A 13,831-nucleotide genomic window follows, 5' to 3' on the forward strand; every position below is an offset into this window, starting at 1 on the left:
CGGAGAGTTTGACCGTCTGCTTGGCGTCGCGCAAGGGCCATGGGAGCATGCGTACATGAAATTTTCAGGAGCACGATGATGTTGCGGATACGCGGAACCGTCGGCGATTGGCCGGTGGACTTGTCGATCGAAATGGATGAGGGCGACTGGGCACAGCTCGGCGCGCAGTTGCAAGTGGCCAAGTCCGAGGGCGTGGCGGCACCGGCGGCCAAGCCGGTGAACCCCGATGATGCCCAGTGGCAGATCGCCAAGGAACTGCTGCGCAAGGCCGGGCAACTGAGCGGCCCGGACCTGCTGGAACAGCTCGAAGGCCTGACCGGCAGCGCCTCGGCGGGCAAGCGCCTGTTGGTGCGCTTGCGCCATAGCCCGGATGTAAAAGTCATCAGCGGCGCCGATACACCGCTCTACAGCTGGCACGCAACCCCGTAGGAACTGTGTAGGAGCTGTCGAGCGAAGCGAGGCTGCGATCTTTACCCTGGCGCTTGAATCTCAAGCGAAAGATCAAAAGATCGCAGCTTCGCTTCGCTCGACAGCTCCGGGGGGCGTCAGTACAACGCTGCGAACAGCTTGCGACGATAAGTCGTCACCAGTGGATGGTCGTTGCCCAGCAGTTCGAACACTTGCAGCAAGGTCTTGTGGGGTAGGCCTTCGTTGTAGCTGCGGTTACGCACGAACAATTTGAGCAGTGCATCGAGGGCCGCTTCGTACTGCTGGCGCGCCAGTTGCTGGATCGCCAGTTGGTACACCGCTTCATCGTCCTGCGGGTCTTTTGCCAGGCGCGCCTTGAGCTCGGCGGCGTCCGGCAGGTGCTTGGCCAGGCCGAGGAACTGGATCTGCGCCTTGGCGCCGGCGAGGGCAGCCTTGTGTTCGTCGCTTTTCACCGCGTCGAGCACGGTCTGCGCTTCGTCCAGTTCACCGCGCTCCGTCAGGCAGCGGGCATACAGGATCAGGGCCTTGGCGTTGGTGTTGTCTTCTCCCAGCAACACCGTGAGCACGGCTTCGGCGTCGGCGAAACGACCGTCGTCGAACAGCGCCTGGGCCTGTTCGAATGGGTCGGCCGCGGCCGGAGGCGGCATCTGCACATGGGGTTCGAGCATCGTGCGCACCGCCGATTCCGGCTGGGCACCGGCAAAGCCGTCGACGGGTTGGCCGTCCTTGAACAGCACCACCGTCGGCAGGCTGCGAATGCCGAAGCGGGCGACAATGTCCTGCTCGATGTCGCAGTTGACCTTGGCCAGCAGCAGTTCGCCTTGATAGCTCTCGGCAATGGTTTGCAGCATCGGCATCAGCGCCTTGCACGGCGCGCACCACTCGGCCCAGAAATCCACCAGCACCGGTTTGTGGAAAGAGTTGGCGATCACCGACTGGTCGAAATCGGCGGTGGTGGCGTCGAAGATGTAGGGCGTTTCCTGAGTCATGGCAATCTCGTAGAGCGCTTGAATGGGGCAACTATACGGCTTGGTGGGGGTGGGCTGAAAGCCGGGAGGCCGTGAGAGGCGTATTGATTGATAGGACCTCATCGCGAGCAAGCTCGCTCCCACAAGAGATCTCAAGTGTTCATGCGACCCCTGTGGGAGCGAGCTTGCTCGCGATGCTTTTTAAGACTAACGCCGCGCGTGGTACAGGCTCACATGCCGAAACTCCTCCGGCTCGGCCAGGTCCGGCAAGGTCATGGCCTGGAGCATTTCGATGCGTCGGTACAGCGGATGCTGGAAATCCCGCACCCGGGAGTCGGCCACCAACGCCTCGCGGCCACGGCTGAGGAATTGATCGAGCAGCGGCAGGTTGGCCCGGTCGTAGAGCACGTCGGCGACCAGGATCAAGTCGAAACGATCAGCCTCGGCGAAAAAATCCGTCGAATAACCCAGCTCCACGCCATTGAGCGCGGCATTGGCCCGGCACGCGGCAATCGCCAACGAGTCCAGGTCGCAGGCCACCACTTCCAGCGCCCCGGCCTTGGCCGCGGCGATGCCCGCCACGCCGGAACCGGCGCCAAAATCCAAGACTCGCTTGCCCTCCACCCACTGCGGCTGTTCGGCCAGGTAGCGTGCCATCGCCAAGCCGCTGGCCCAGCAGAAGCTCCAATAGGGCGGCTCGTGGAGAATGCGGCGGGTTTCTTCCGGGCTGAAGGCGCGGTCCATGTTGTCGCCGTCGATCAGCCACAACTGCAAGTCAGCGCCAGGTAGCGGGCAGGCCACCAGGCGCGCGTCGCCGAGCAATTCACTCAACGCCCGTTGCAGGTCCTGCGGTGCACTCATGGCGCTTTGACGAATTGCAGGGCGCCTAATGCCTGGGTGGTCGGTTGGCTGATGCGTTGCTCCGGCAGATGCAGGATCAACTGGCCCGACTGGCTGGCGCGGCCACGCAGTTCCACCCGCGCACCAACCGGAAAGGCTTCGGGGTTGAAACGCAGGCGGAAGGGCAGGGTCTGGTTGGTGCCGATCAGGCTGGAACTGGCGAGCAGCTGTTGCGGACGGTCCTTGTCATCGATCACCAGCAGCGCCAATTCGACCTCGGCGCCGACCGGCACGCCTTGCAAGGTGCCGCTCAATTCGCGCTGATACGCCGGCAGCGGCCCCAGCTCGGCCGCCTGGCGGGCTTTTTCCTGGGCCTGTTTCGGCGCCGGGGCCGGTGCGGGCGCGGCAGGCTTGGGTGCGTCGCTGCTGCACGCCATCAGCAGGCTGAAAAGACTGAGCAAAACGAGTGATCGTAGCGGCATGTGTGGCTCCAGCAAGGTGAATTCCATGGATCTGACGGTAAGCCCGTCTGTATACCGTAAACCCTATGGCTTGTCTTGCCAGTGGGATGCGCTACCATGGCCCTCCCTTTTTTTGTTGCCTGCCACCATGCACTGTCCATTCTGCGGTGCCAACGACACCAAGGTCATCGACTCGCGACTGGTCGCCGAGGGCGAACAAGTCCGCCGCCGCCGCGAATGCCTGGCTTGCGGCGAACGTTTCACGACGTTCGAGACCGCTGAACTGGTGTTGCCGCGCCTGATCAAAACCGACGGCAGCCGCCAGCCGTTCGACGAAGAAAAACTGCGCGCCGGCATGCAGCGCGCCCTGGAAAAACGCCCGGTGAGCGTCGAGCGCCTGGAAGCGGCGCTGGTGCACATCAAGCACAAGCTGCGGGCGACCGGCGAGCGCGAGGTCAAGTCCCTGGTGGTCGGTGAGTTGGTGATGGCCGAGCTGCAGAAGCTCGATGAAGTCGCCTACATCCGTTTCGCCTCGGTGTACCGGCGCTTCCAGGACCTGAACGAGTTCCGCGAAGAAATCGACCGGCTGGCCCGCGAACCGGTGAAAAAATGACCGCCTCGGCGCAGCAGGCCATCCTCGACGCCCACTACATGGCCCGTGCCCTGGAGTTGGCGCGGCGCGGTCACTACACCACCCACCCCAATCCCCGGGTCGGTTGCGTGATCGTGCGTGCCGGGCAGATTGTCGGCGAAGGCTGGCACATTCGCGCCGGCGAGCCCCATGCCGAAGTCCATGCCCTGCGCGCCGCTGGCGAACAGGCCCGCGGTGCCACGGCCTACGTGACGCTCGAGCCGTGCAGCCATCACGGGCGTACGCCGCCGTGTGCCGATGCGCTGGTCAACGCCGGCGTGGCGCGGGTGGTCGCGGCCATGCAGGACCCCAACCCGGAAGTCGCCGGGCGCGGCCTGCAACGGCTGGCCCAGGCTGGCATCGTCACCGAAAGCGGCGTGCTGGAAGGTGAAGCACGCAAGCTCAATGAAGGTTTTCTCAAACGCATGGAGCAGGGCCTGCCGTTCGTGCGGGTCAAACTCGCCATGAGCCTCGATGGCCGCACCGCCATGCAAAGCGGCGAAAGCCAGTGGATCACCGGCCCGGCGGCACGCTCGGCGGTGCAACGCCTGCGCGCCCAGGCCAGTGTGGTGCTGACCGGTGCCGATACGGTGCTGGCCGACAACGCCCGGCTGACCGTGCGCGCCGATGAACTGGGGCTCGACGCCGAGCAGACCGCGTTGGTCATGAGCCGTCCGCCGCTGCGGGTACTGGTGGACGGGCGCCTGCGAGTGCCGCTGGATGCTGCTTTTTTCAAGGCCGGCCCGGCGTTGGTCGCTACCTGCATGGCGGTGGAAGAACAATACGCCAACGGTCCCGAGTGCATGATCGTGGCGGGCGATGACGGCCAGGTCGATCTGCATCGCCTGCTGGTGGAGCTGGCGGGCCGTGGCGTCAACGAGGTGCTGGTGGAAGCCGGTCCGCGCCTGGCGGGGGCTTTTGCCCGGCAAGGGCTGGTGGACGAATTCCAGATTTTCATCGCCGGCAAGTTCCTCGGATCTTCCGCGCGGCCCCTGCTGGACTGGCCGCTGGCGCAGATGAAAGACGCCCCGCAGCTGAAAATCACCGAAATCCGCGCCGTGGGCGATGACTGGCGAGTCATCGCCGTTCCCGTCGCGCAGGCGAGCGTATAATTCCCGGCTTTCGCTCAAGCGGCGGCCCGTTCTCGAGGAGGACTCCATGTTCACCGGCATCATCGAATCCATCGGCAGCATCCGTGCACTCACCCCCAAGGGCGGCGATGTGCGGGTCTACGTCGAAACCGGCAAGCTCGACCTGAGCGACGTCAAGTTGGGCGACAGCATCGCGGTCAACGGCGTGTGCCTGACCGCCGTCGAATTACCGGGCAACGGTTTCCTGGCGGACGTCAGCCGCGAAACCCTCGACTGCACGGCCATGAACGACCTCAAGAGCGGCAGCCCGGTCAACCTGGAAAAAGCCCTGACCCCCACCACTCGCCTGGGCGGGCACCTGGTCAGCGGTCACGTGGACGGCGTCGGCGAAGTGGTCTCGCGCACCGATAACGCCCGGGCCGTGGAGTTTCGCATCCGCGCGCCGAAGGAACTGGCCAAGTACATCGCCCACAAAGGCTCGATCACCGTCGACGGCACCAGCCTGACGGTCAACGCGGTGGATGGCGCCGAATTCCTGCTGACAATCATTCCCCACACGTTGAGCGAAACCATCATGGCTTCGTACCGGCCTGGGCGCCGGGTCAACCTGGAAGTCGACTTGCTGGCCCGTTACCTGGAGCGCCTGCTTATGGGAGACAAGGCCGCAGAGTCTGACTCTTCACAACGGCGGGCGGGTAACATCACTGAAAGTTTTCTGGCCGCCAACGGCTACCTCAAATCCTGACCCAAGGGGGTGCCGCGTGGCGCTCAATAGCATCGAAGAACTGGTTGAAGACATCCGCCAAGGCAAGATGGTCATCCTCATGGATGACGAAGACCGCGAGAACGAAGGCGACCTGATCATGGCCGCCGAGTGCTGCAAGGCCGAACACATCAACTTCATGGCCAAGCATGCCCGCGGCCTGATCTGCATGCCGATGACCCGCGAGCGCTGCGAGCTGCTGAAGCTGCCGCTGATGGCGCCGCGCAACGGCTCGGGCTTCGGCACCAAGTTCACCGTGTCCATCGAGGCCGCCGAAGGCGTGACCACCGGGATCTCCGCTGCTGACCGTGCGCGCACCGTACAGGCCGCCGCCGCGAAAGACGCCAAGGCCGAAGACATCGTCAGCCCCGGCCACATCTTCCCGCTGATGGCCCAGGCTGGCGGCACCCTGGCCCGCGCCGGCCACACCGAAGCGGCATGCGACCTGGCGCGCATGGCAGGCTTCGAACCCAGCGGCGTGATCTGCGAAGTGATGAACGACGACGGCACCATGTCCCGTCGTGCGGAACTGGAAACCTTCGCCGCCGAACACAACATCAAGATCGGCACCATCGCCGACCTGATCCACTACCGGATGATCCACGAACGTACCGTTCAGCGGATTGCCGAGCAGCCGCTGGACAGCGAACTGGGCCAGTTCAACCTGGTGACCTACCGCGACTCGGTGGAAGGCGACGTGCACATGGCGCTGACGCTGGGCACCGTGTGCGCCGAAGAGCCGACCCTGGTGCGCGTGCACAACATGGACCCACTGCGCGACCTGTTGATGGTCAAGCAGCCCGGCCGTTGGAGCCTGCGGGCCGCCATGGCGGCGGTGGCCGAGGCCGGCAGCGGCGTGGTGCTGCTGCTCGGGCACCCGCTCGATGGCGACGTGCTGCTGGCGCACATCCGCGAAACCGCCGATCAGGCGGCGGTGAAAAAACCGACCACCTACAGCATTGTCGGCGCCGGTTCGCAGATCCTTCGTGACCTGGGCGTGCGTAAAATGCGCCTGATGAGCGCACCGATGAAATTTAATGCGATATCCGGTTTCGATCTGGAAGTTGTAGAATACGTGCCCTCCGAATAATGGCCCGGAGATTTCGGCATTGTTGTTCAGCCTTGTCGGATTATTGTGGCGAGGGGATTTATCCCCGCTGGACTGCGCAGCAGTCCCAAAAAGGGGCTGCTTCGCAGCCCTACGGGGATAAATCCCCTCGCCACAAAAGATGTGCAAGTGAACGAGATGGCGGGATCCACGGCCCTGTATTCGTGGCTAATATCACTGAGGAGCGCGTTATAGAACGCGCTCCGGCTCTTTAAGAGATCTGACGAATGACCCTGAAGACCATCGAAGGTACCTTCATCGCCCCCAAAGGCCGCTACGCTCTGGTAGTGGGCCGTTTCAACAGTTTCGTGGTCGAGAGCCTGGTTGGCGGTGCGGTCGATGCCCTGGTTCGCCATGGCGTGAGCGAAAGCGACATCACCATCATCCGTGCCCCTGGCGCCTTCGAAATTCCGCTGGTTGCGCAGAAAGTCGCTCAAAAGGGCGAATATGCGGCGATCATCGCCCTGGGCGCGGTCATTCGTGGCGGTACTCCGCACTTCGAATACGTGGCCGGCGAATGCACCAAGGGCCTGGCCCAAGTGTCCATGGAATTCGGCGTGCCGGTCGCTTTCGGCGTACTGACCGTTGATTCCATCGAGCAAGCCATCGAGCGTTCCGGCACCAAGGCCGGCAACAAAGGTGCCGAAGCTGCCCTGTCCGCCCTGGAAATGGTCAGCCTGCTGGCGCAGTTGGAGGCCAAGTGATTAGCGACGAAAGCGATCGTTTCAACCCGCGCGATCCAAAGCCTGCGGATGCCGGCAAGCCGTCGAAGAGCGTCAAGCGTCGCGAAGCCCGTCAGCTTGCGACCCAGGCGCTGTATCAATGGCACATGGCCAAGCAGTCGCTGAACGAGATCGAAGCGCAGTTTCGGGTCGACAACGATTTCAGTGATGTGGACGGTGCTTACTTCCGCGAGATCCTGCACGGGGTCCCGCAGTTCAAGACCGAAATCGATACTGCGCTCACGCCTTGCCTGGACCTGACCATCGAAGAACTGGACCCGGTTGAACTGGCGGTGCTGCGCCTGTCCACCTGGGAACTGCTCAAGCGTGTCGACGTGCCGTACCGGGTAGTGATCAACGAAGGGATCGAGCTGGCGAAAGTCTTCGGCTCCACCGATGGCCACAAGTTCGTCAACGGTGTGCTCGACAAGCTCGCCCCGCGCCTGCGTGAAGCTGAAGTGAAGGCGTTCAAGCGCTAGTCAGCGCTTGATATCCGCATGGGTGAGTTCGAGCTGATCCGTAACTACTTCGCCGCCGCGCCTTGCGCGCAGGGCGGCGAGGGCGTTGCGCTGGGGATCGGCGACGACTGCGCCTTGCTGGCCGTTCCTCCCGGGGAACAACTGGCGGTGTCCACCGACACGCTTGTGGTCGGTGTGCATTTTCCAGACCCTTGCGACCCGTTCCTGCTCGGCCAGCGCTCGCTGGCCGTGGCGGTCAGCGACCTGGCTGCCATGGGCGCCAAGCCTTTCGCCTTTACCCTTGCCCTGACCTTGCCGACGGTGACCACCGATTGGCTGCAAGCCTATGCCCGCGGTTTGAACCAGATGGCCCAGGCCTGCGGCGTGGCGCTGGTGGGCGGCGATACCACGCGTGGACCACTGAGCCTGACCATGACGGTGTTCGGCCACGTGCCGTCCGGCCAGGCCCTGGTCCGTAGCGGCGCACGCCCCGGCGACCTGCTGTGTGTCGGCGGCGAGCTGGGCAATGCCGCCGGCGCATTGCCGCTGGTGCTCGGCCAGCGCAGCGCCGAACCGGTGATTGCCGAGCCTTTGCTGGCCCATTACTGGTCGCCACGTCCGCAGATCGACCTGGGCCTGGCGTTGCGGGGCAAGGCCAGTGCGGCGATGGATATCTCCGATGGCCTGCTGGCCGATTGCGGGCATATCGCCCTGGCGTCCGGCGTGGCATTACAGGTTGAACGGGACCGACTGCCGTTGTCCAACGCTCTGGTAGCGTTTCTTGGCCGGGCGGATGCCGAGCAGGTCGCCCTGAGCGGCGGTGACGATTACGTGCTGTTGTTCGCCGTGCCACCGAGCCGATTGTCGGCGCTGCAGGTTGAACCTTGGCCGGTTCACGTGATCGGCAGCGTATTGGCCGGGCAAGGCGTCACGCTGGTTGACAGCGTCGGGCACGACATCACCCCGCGAGTGCGGGGCTATCAACATTTTCGGGAGACACCGTGACAGATCATCCCAACCAGGTCCCGGCAGAGTTCGTTCCGCCTTCGGTCTGGCGCAATCCCTGGCATTTCCTGGCATTTGGCTTCGGTTCGGGCACTTTGCCTAAAGCCCCGGGCACCTGGGGCTCGTTGGTTGCGCTACCCTTCATACCGTTGTGGCAGATGTTGCCGGACTGGGGCTACTGGCTGATGCTGGGCATCACCATGCTGTTTGGTTTCTGGCTGTGTGGCAAAGTGGCTGACGACCTTCGGGTGCACGATCATGAAGGCATCGTCTGGGACGAAATGGTCGGCATGTGGATCACCTTGTGGCTGGTACCGGAAGGTTGGTATTGGTTGCTGGCGGGTTTTTTGATGTTCCGTTTTTTCGATATCCTCAAGCCGTGGCCGATCCGCTGGATCGACCGGCATGTGCACGGAGGCGTCGGTATCATGCTCGATGATGTGTTGGCCGGGGTTTTCGCCTGGCTGGCAATGCAAGGATTGGTGTGGTGTTTCACCTGAGGGAGTCAGGCATGGGCGTAAGCCGCGCACTACTGCTGTTGCTGTGTTTAGGAGCTTGTGTAGGGGCGAGGGCGACCGAGTCGACCCCGCTGCCTGACAAGATCCGTGCGGCCAGCGAGGAGTGGGCAGGTTATACCCAGGCCGATGGCCAGGGCATGGGCTGGGACATCTTGCGTGCGGTGTTCGAGCCGGAAGGCGTCAAGCTGGAGATCCGCAGCGTGCCCTACACCCGCTCGATCGGGTTGGTGCAACGTGGGGAAATGGATGCCCAGGTCGGCGCCTATCGCGATGAAACCGAAGGGTTGCTGTACCCACAGTGGCACTACGATGTCGATCACATCTATGCCCTGGGGTTGGCCTCCAAGCCGTCACCGACGCTGGCGACGATTGGCAACTATCGATTGGTGTGGATGCGCGGGTACGAATACAACAACTACCTGCCCAACATCCGGCGTTTCAACGAGATTCACCGCGCCATGGGCATCTTGCCGATGCTGGCCCATGATCGCGCCGATTTTTATGTCGATGCGTTGATGGAAATCCAGGATGTGCTCGCCAAGGCCGACAATCCCCAGCAATTCAAGCTCTCGCCGCTGACCAATTTGCCGCTGTACCTGGGCTTCGCCAACAACGAAAATGGGCGTGCATTGCGTGCATTGTTCGATCGACGCATGGAAGTGCTGGTGAAGAGTGGCGAGTTGAAGCCGATTTTCGAACGCTGGAAGCAACCCTATCCTTTCGACGAGCACGGCAAGCCACCGAAGCCGTGATCAGATTTATCGATGATCATCAGCGATAATTCAGCCTAAGCGTCTATAGGAACGTGCTGTTACAATGCCTGCCTCTGCGAATCTCCAGTACTAGATCAGGAGCACACCGGTGCCTGTCGTTTTTGTTGCCGCTTCCAAGCTGCCAACGCCCTTTGCGCAATTCACCATGCATGGTTTTCTCGATGAGGCCACCGGCCGTGAGCACGTCGTGCTGAGCCTGGGTGATTTTACCGACGGTTCTCCGGTGTTGGGCCGCCTGCATTCCGAATGCCTGACCGGCGACGCCCTGTTCAGCCAACGCTGCGATTGCGGTTCGCAACTCGAGGCCGCATTGCAGGCCATCGCCCGTGAAGGCCGTGGTGTGTTGCTGTACCTGCGCCAGGAAGGACGTGGCATCGGCTTGTTGAACAAGATCCGTGCCTATGAACTGCAAGATGGCGGCGCCGATACCGTGGAGGCCAATGAACGCCTGGGCTTTGCGGCCGACCTGCGTGACTACAGCATTTGCCTGCCGATGCTCGAACATCTGGGCATCAAGTCCCTGCGGCTGATGACCAACAATCCACGCAAGGTCAAGGCATTGACCGACATGGGCATCGTGGTGGCCGAGCGTGTGCCGCTGCACACCGGTCACAACCCCCACAACAAACTCTACCTGGCGACCAAGGCCAGCAAGCTCGACCACATGATGGGTAACGAGCACCAAGGCGAGGTTGACCGGGCATGACGCGCGATCAAGTCCGGCGGCGGCTGTCCGTCAGTTGGTGGAAATACCTGGCCCTGGCCTTGCTGCCACTGTTCATGATCAACGCGGTGTTCGGCCAGGGCGAAGCGATTCTGCCGGTGCTGGAGATGCCGTTGTTCATTGCCGGCATGGCGTCGATGTTTGTCAGCCTGCGATTCTTCGGGCCGTACAGGGAAGCTCTGATCGCCACCCAGAAAGCCCTCGACACGCGCGAAGAGCCCCAGGCTTGGATTTACCTGGCGGCCCGTCGTCGCGCCGCCTTCCTGGTGGCCGGGCTACCAGCCTGGGTCGGTGCCCTTGCGGTGTTCGTTGGCTTGGAAGCGGTGCCGTTGATGCTGCTGGCCTTGTCCACTGCCGTGTTGTTCTATCTGTACCGCATCCCGCGCCAACTCGGCTGATGAACCGCTGGCTGGCGGTCTTGCTGCTGGCCGCCAGCGCCTCGACGATGGCGGCTTCGCGGGTCGTCAGCCTCGCGCCATCACTGTCGGAAATCGTCGTTGAACTGGACTCCGCCGACCTGCTGGTGGGCGTGCTGGATGGCGGTGATCGTCCGCCTATCCTTAAAGACCTGCCTTCCGTCGGGCGTTACGGCCAACTGGACGTGGAGCGTTTGCTCAGCCTCAAGCCCGACCTGCTCCTGCTCTGGCCTGGCAGTGTCGGCCCGGCCCAGCGCGAGCAGCTCAAGGCGCTGAAAATCCCGATGTACGTTGCCGAGCCCCACAGCCTCGACCAACTCGTCACGCAAATCCAAGATATTGCCGCACAACTCGGACGCCCGGAGCGGGGCGTGCAGCGGGCGGCCGAGTTGCGCCTGCAGGTTGAAGCGCTACGTCAGCGTTATCGACGGGACGCGCCGTTGTTGGTGTTCTATCAAGTCTGGGACCGGCCGTTGTATACCGTCGGAGGCGGGCAGATCATCAGTGATGCGCTGTCGGTGTGCGGGGCCCGCAATGTCTTTGCCGATCAGGCCCTGCCGGCTCCGCAGGTGAGTGTGGAATCGGTGTTGCAGCGCCAACCGCAGATGATCCTGGCCACGGAGCAGGCGCAGCTCGATGCCTGGAAAAAATGGCCGGTGGCCCAGGGGCGGTTGTTGCTGGTCAATGACAAGGGGCTGGAGCGGCCCAGTGGGCAGATGATTGAGGCGACGGCTCGGCTGTGCGAATTGATTGCGCCAGACAGATAGACCGCAGCGCCTGCAATCGCGAGCAAGCTCGCTCCCACATGGGATTCTGTTGTGAACACAAAAACCTGTGGCCACTGAAGATCAACTGTGGGAGCGAGCTTGCTCGCGAAGAGGCCCGTCCGGGCACTACAGGTTCTGGATCAGAGAGACGGAGTCCAGGTCACCCCAAACAGCCAGGCCCGACCTTCTTCACGATACCCATACTGGCTTCCATCATGGCTATAAAGCGCCCGGCTGTAGCCCTTGTCCAGCAGGTTATCCACCTTCATCTCCAGCTTCACTTCCCGGGTCAGTGCCCAACTGCCGCGCAACCCGAGCAGGGCATAGCCGCCCAGGGCATTGCGGTTGTTTTCGTCGTCGTAGCTGCTGCTCACCGCTTGCCAGGTGGCGCCCAGGCCCAGGCGGTCGAATTGCCGGTCCAGGTCCAGGCTCAAGGTCCGTCGGGCGCGGCGGGCCAGGGTGTGGCCGCTGTCGCGGTCGCGCGGGTCGATGATGGCCAGGGCCAGGTTGCCCTGCCAGCCGAACACATCCTGCAGGTAGGCCATCTCAAAACCGTTGATCCGCGCCGAGGCAACGTTCTGCGGGCGTGAGTTGCTGCCAAAGATGATCGCGTCTTCCAGGTCCGTGCGGTACAGCGAGGTCTCCAGGCGGGCGCTGTCGCTCAGTTGGCTGCGCCATTGCAGCTCGTAGCTTTTCGCCGTCTCGGGTTTCAGGTCAGGGTTGCTGTAGTTCGGGTAGTACAGATCGTTGAAGGTCGGCGCGCGGAAGCTTTCGCTGTAGGTCAGCAACAGGTCATTGTCCGGGTTGATCGGCAGGGTGAGCGTGCCGCTCCAACTGTTCTGGCCGCCGAACTGTTGGTTCTGGTCGCGACGCAGGCCCAGTTCGGTGGAGAAGGTTTCGGCCTGGAAGCGGTGCTGGATGAACGCGGCACGGTTCCAGCGGCTGTCTTCGTCGAACGGCGTGCTGCTGTTGACCCGGTCCTGATACCAGTCGCCGCCGACGATCAGGCTGTTGCGAGCGTCCAGCGTCACGTCGTTCTGCCAGGTTACGGAGTCGCGGTAGGTGTTGAACACTTCCCGGACGTCGCTGAGCTTGTCGAAGGTCTTTTCACGGTTCTCGCTGTGGCCCAGTTCCAGGCGTGATTTCCAGGCATCGTTGATTCGCCCGTCCACATAGGTGCTGAAGCTGCTCACCGCAAACTCGCTGTAGGGTTGTTGGGGCAGGGATTGGAAGGTGGTCGGGTCGAAGCGGCCGAACGGGTTGTCGTATTCGCTTTTGCCGCGGTTATCCAGCAGGTTCAGGCCGACTTCCAGATCATCGCTGGCCGCATGGCTCAGGCTCAAGCTCAAGGACTGGTTGCGGTTGGCATCGTCGTCGCGGTCGCTGGCGTAGGACTCGTGGGTCCGATTGCTTCCGGCGCTCTCGTCGAGGCTGGCGCCGAGGGCGAAGCGGGTCTGCTCGTCGCCACCGGACAGGCCCAGGCTGCGTTCCCAGGTCTGGTGGCTGCCGACGCCCACATGCAGGCGCGGTTGCAGGCCTTGCTCGTTGCCGCGGCGGGTGAAAATCTGGATCACCCCACCCACCGCATCGGCACCGTAGATCACCGAACGCGAACCGCGCAGCACTTCCACTCGCTCGATCTGGTTGATGTTCAGGCGTTGCAGGTTGCTGTCACCGGAGGTGGCGTTGCCGACGCGCTGGCCGTCCACCAGTACCAGGCTCTGGGCCGATTTGGTGCCGCGAATGTAAATCCCCGGCAGGCTGCCGCGCCCACCCAGCGGTGCCACTTGCACGCCTGGCACGCGGCTGAGCAAGTCAGTGACGCTGGCCGGCTGCAAGCGATCGATGTCGTCGCGGGTGAACACGGTATTGGCGGCACTGCTGTCGTTGCGGGCCTCGACCTGGCGGTTGGCGCTGATCACGATGTCGGGCAGCTTCAGCGCCTGGTCGCGCTCGAAGGTGTCGGCCAGCAAATCGGGGGTGGGGAGCAGGGAGAGCGTGAGGGCGAGGCGGAGTTTCATGGGGTTCCAATCATGCTTGATTCACACATAACCAGTGTGTGGGCGAGCTTGCTCGCGATAGCAGTGTGTCAGCCAATGGAATATTGACGGATCTACCGTTATCGCGAGCAAGCTCGCTCCCACAGGGGCTTGTGTT

General features: G+C 63.0%; 17 protein-coding genes. 13 read left to right on the top strand and 4 right to left on the bottom strand.

The features are described from left to right. The first annotated feature begins 78 nt into the window (after positions 1–78). Positions 79–429, top strand: coding sequence for a hypothetical protein (locus tag AC09SL_RS27025; protein ID WP_058544948.1), 351 nt, complete (start codon positions 79–81; stop codon positions 427–429). Between the two features lie 116 nt (positions 430–545). On the opposite strand, the gene trxA is transcribed toward AC09SL_RS27025, so the two are convergent. From trxA to AC09SL_RS27040, 3 genes are all read right to left on the bottom strand, one after another. Next, positions 546–1,418, bottom strand: coding sequence for a thioredoxin (trxA, locus tag AC09SL_RS27030; protein ID WP_058544949.1), 873 nt, complete (start codon positions 1,416–1,418; stop codon positions 546–548). Between the two features lie 186 nt (positions 1,419–1,604). Beyond that, positions 1,605–2,258 carry a class I SAM-dependent methyltransferase gene (locus AC09SL_RS27035; protein WP_058544950.1) on the bottom strand — a complete coding sequence of 218 codons (654 nt, stop codon included), beginning with the start codon at positions 2,256–2,258 and terminating at the stop codon, positions 1,605–1,607. Beyond that, complete coding sequence (locus AC09SL_RS27040) at positions 2,255–2,719, bottom strand: YbaY family lipoprotein (protein ID WP_058544951.1); 465 nt, start codon at positions 2,717–2,719, stop codon at positions 2,255–2,257. Before AC09SL_RS27040 ends, AC09SL_RS27035 begins: the two co-directional genes overlap by 4 nt. A 127-nt stretch (positions 2,720–2,846) precedes the next feature. Between AC09SL_RS27040 and nrdR the strand changes: the two genes are divergently transcribed. The 12 genes from nrdR to AC09SL_RS27100 all read left to right on the top strand — a co-directional run bounded on the left by nrdR (position 2,847) and on the right by AC09SL_RS27100 (position 11,674). Then, positions 2,847–3,311: a transcriptional regulator NrdR gene (gene nrdR / locus AC09SL_RS27045; RefSeq protein WP_058544954.1), complete on the top strand. Its 465-nt coding sequence runs from the start codon at positions 2,847–2,849 to the stop codon at positions 3,309–3,311. Further along, positions 3,308–4,441, top strand: a complete 1,134-nt coding sequence (gene ribD / locus AC09SL_RS27050) for a bifunctional diaminohydroxyphosphoribosylaminopyrimidine deaminase/5-amino-6-(5-phosphoribosylamino)uracil reductase RibD (protein ID WP_058544952.1) — start codon at positions 3,308–3,310, stop codon at positions 4,439–4,441. The genes nrdR and ribD overlap by 4 nt, the downstream gene beginning before the upstream one ends. Positions 4,442–4,487: 46 nt before the next feature. Then, complete coding sequence (locus AC09SL_RS27055) at positions 4,488–5,165, top strand: riboflavin synthase (protein WP_014340443.1); 678 nt, start codon at positions 4,488–4,490, stop codon at positions 5,163–5,165. Positions 5,166–5,181: 16 nt separating this feature from the next. Then, entirely contained in the window at positions 5,182–6,273 is a 1,092-nt protein-coding gene (ribBA, locus tag AC09SL_RS27060) for a bifunctional 3,4-dihydroxy-2-butanone-4-phosphate synthase/GTP cyclohydrolase II (protein WP_063324168.1), read from the top strand. Between the two features lie 245 nt (positions 6,274–6,518). After that, complete coding sequence (ribH, locus tag AC09SL_RS27065; protein WP_003206025.1) at positions 6,519–6,995, top strand: 6,7-dimethyl-8-ribityllumazine synthase; 477 nt, start codon at positions 6,519–6,521, stop codon at positions 6,993–6,995. Next, complete coding sequence (gene nusB, locus AC09SL_RS27070) at positions 6,992–7,492, top strand: transcription antitermination factor NusB (RefSeq protein ID WP_003185935.1); 501 nt, start codon at positions 6,992–6,994, stop codon at positions 7,490–7,492. The genes ribH and nusB overlap by 4 nt, the downstream gene beginning before the upstream one ends. An 18-nt stretch (positions 7,493–7,510) precedes the next feature. After that, positions 7,511–8,476, top strand: coding sequence for a thiamine-phosphate kinase (thiL, locus tag AC09SL_RS27075; RefSeq protein WP_058546814.1), 966 nt, complete (start codon positions 7,511–7,513; stop codon positions 8,474–8,476). Next, positions 8,473–8,976, top strand: coding sequence for a phosphatidylglycerophosphatase A family protein (locus AC09SL_RS27080; RefSeq protein WP_058546815.1), 504 nt, complete (start codon positions 8,473–8,475; stop codon positions 8,974–8,976). Before thiL ends, AC09SL_RS27080 begins: the two co-directional genes overlap by 4 nt. A gap of 11 nt (positions 8,977–8,987) precedes the next feature. Then, positions 8,988–9,746 (top strand): substrate-binding periplasmic protein, encoded by a 759-nt coding sequence (locus tag AC09SL_RS27085; RefSeq protein WP_058546816.1) that lies wholly within the window; start codon positions 8,988–8,990, stop codon positions 9,744–9,746. 109 nt (positions 9,747–9,855) lie between these two features. Then, on the top strand, positions 9,856–10,473 hold the full coding sequence (gene ribA / locus AC09SL_RS27090; RefSeq protein ID WP_003206015.1) for a GTP cyclohydrolase II: 618 nt from the start codon (positions 9,856–9,858) through the stop codon (positions 10,471–10,473). Beyond that, complete coding sequence (locus tag AC09SL_RS27095; RefSeq protein WP_058546817.1) at positions 10,470–10,889, top strand: hypothetical protein; 420 nt, start codon at positions 10,470–10,472, stop codon at positions 10,887–10,889. The genes ribA and AC09SL_RS27095 overlap by 4 nt, the downstream gene beginning before the upstream one ends. Then, complete coding sequence (locus tag AC09SL_RS27100) at positions 10,889–11,674, top strand: helical backbone metal receptor (RefSeq protein ID WP_058546818.1); 786 nt, start codon at positions 10,889–10,891, stop codon at positions 11,672–11,674. Before AC09SL_RS27095 ends, AC09SL_RS27100 begins: the two co-directional genes overlap by 1 nt. 140 nt (positions 11,675–11,814) lie before the next feature. Here the strand turns inward: AC09SL_RS27100 and AC09SL_RS27105 are convergent, their stop codons facing one another. Continuing rightward, positions 11,815–13,695 (bottom strand): TonB-dependent receptor domain-containing protein, encoded by a 1,881-nt coding sequence (locus AC09SL_RS27105; RefSeq protein ID WP_058546819.1) that lies wholly within the window; start codon positions 13,693–13,695, stop codon positions 11,815–11,817. Between the last annotated feature and the right edge of the window lie 136 nt (positions 13,696–13,831).

The sequence above is a fragment of the Pseudomonas sp. PF05 genome (assembly GCF_056521845.1).

Coding starts and splice junctions, on each gene's coding strand:
- AC09SL_RS27025 (WP_058544948.1), top strand. CDS start 79: ATGTTGCGGATACGCGGAACCGTCGGCGATTGGCCGGTGGACTTGTCG.
- trxA (WP_058544949.1), bottom strand. CDS start 1,418: ATGACTCAGGAAACGCCCTACATCTTCGACGCCACCACCGCCGATTTC.
- AC09SL_RS27035 (WP_058544950.1), bottom strand. CDS start 2,258: ATGAGTGCACCGCAGGACCTGCAACGGGCGTTGAGTGAATTGCTCGGC.
- AC09SL_RS27040 (WP_058544951.1), bottom strand. CDS start 2,719: ATGCCGCTACGATCACTCGTTTTGCTCAGTCTTTTCAGCCTGCTGATG.
- nrdR (WP_058544954.1), top strand. CDS start 2,847: ATGCACTGTCCATTCTGCGGTGCCAACGACACCAAGGTCATCGACTCG.
- ribD (WP_058544952.1), top strand. CDS start 3,308: ATGACCGCCTCGGCGCAGCAGGCCATCCTCGACGCCCACTACATGGCC.
- AC09SL_RS27055 (WP_014340443.1), top strand. CDS start 4,488: ATGTTCACCGGCATCATCGAATCCATCGGCAGCATCCGTGCACTCACC.
- ribH (WP_003206025.1), top strand. CDS start 6,519: ATGACCCTGAAGACCATCGAAGGTACCTTCATCGCCCCCAAAGGCCGC.
- thiL (WP_058546814.1), top strand. CDS start 7,511: ATGGGTGAGTTCGAGCTGATCCGTAACTACTTCGCCGCCGCGCCTTGC.
- AC09SL_RS27085 (WP_058546816.1), top strand. CDS start 8,988: ATGGGCGTAAGCCGCGCACTACTGCTGTTGCTGTGTTTAGGAGCTTGT.
- AC09SL_RS27095 (WP_058546817.1), top strand. CDS start 10,470: ATGACGCGCGATCAAGTCCGGCGGCGGCTGTCCGTCAGTTGGTGGAAA.
- AC09SL_RS27100 (WP_058546818.1), top strand. CDS start 10,889: ATGAACCGCTGGCTGGCGGTCTTGCTGCTGGCCGCCAGCGCCTCGACG.
- AC09SL_RS27105 (WP_058546819.1), bottom strand. CDS start 13,695: ATGAAACTCCGCCTCGCCCTCACGCTCTCCCTGCTCCCCACCCCCGAT.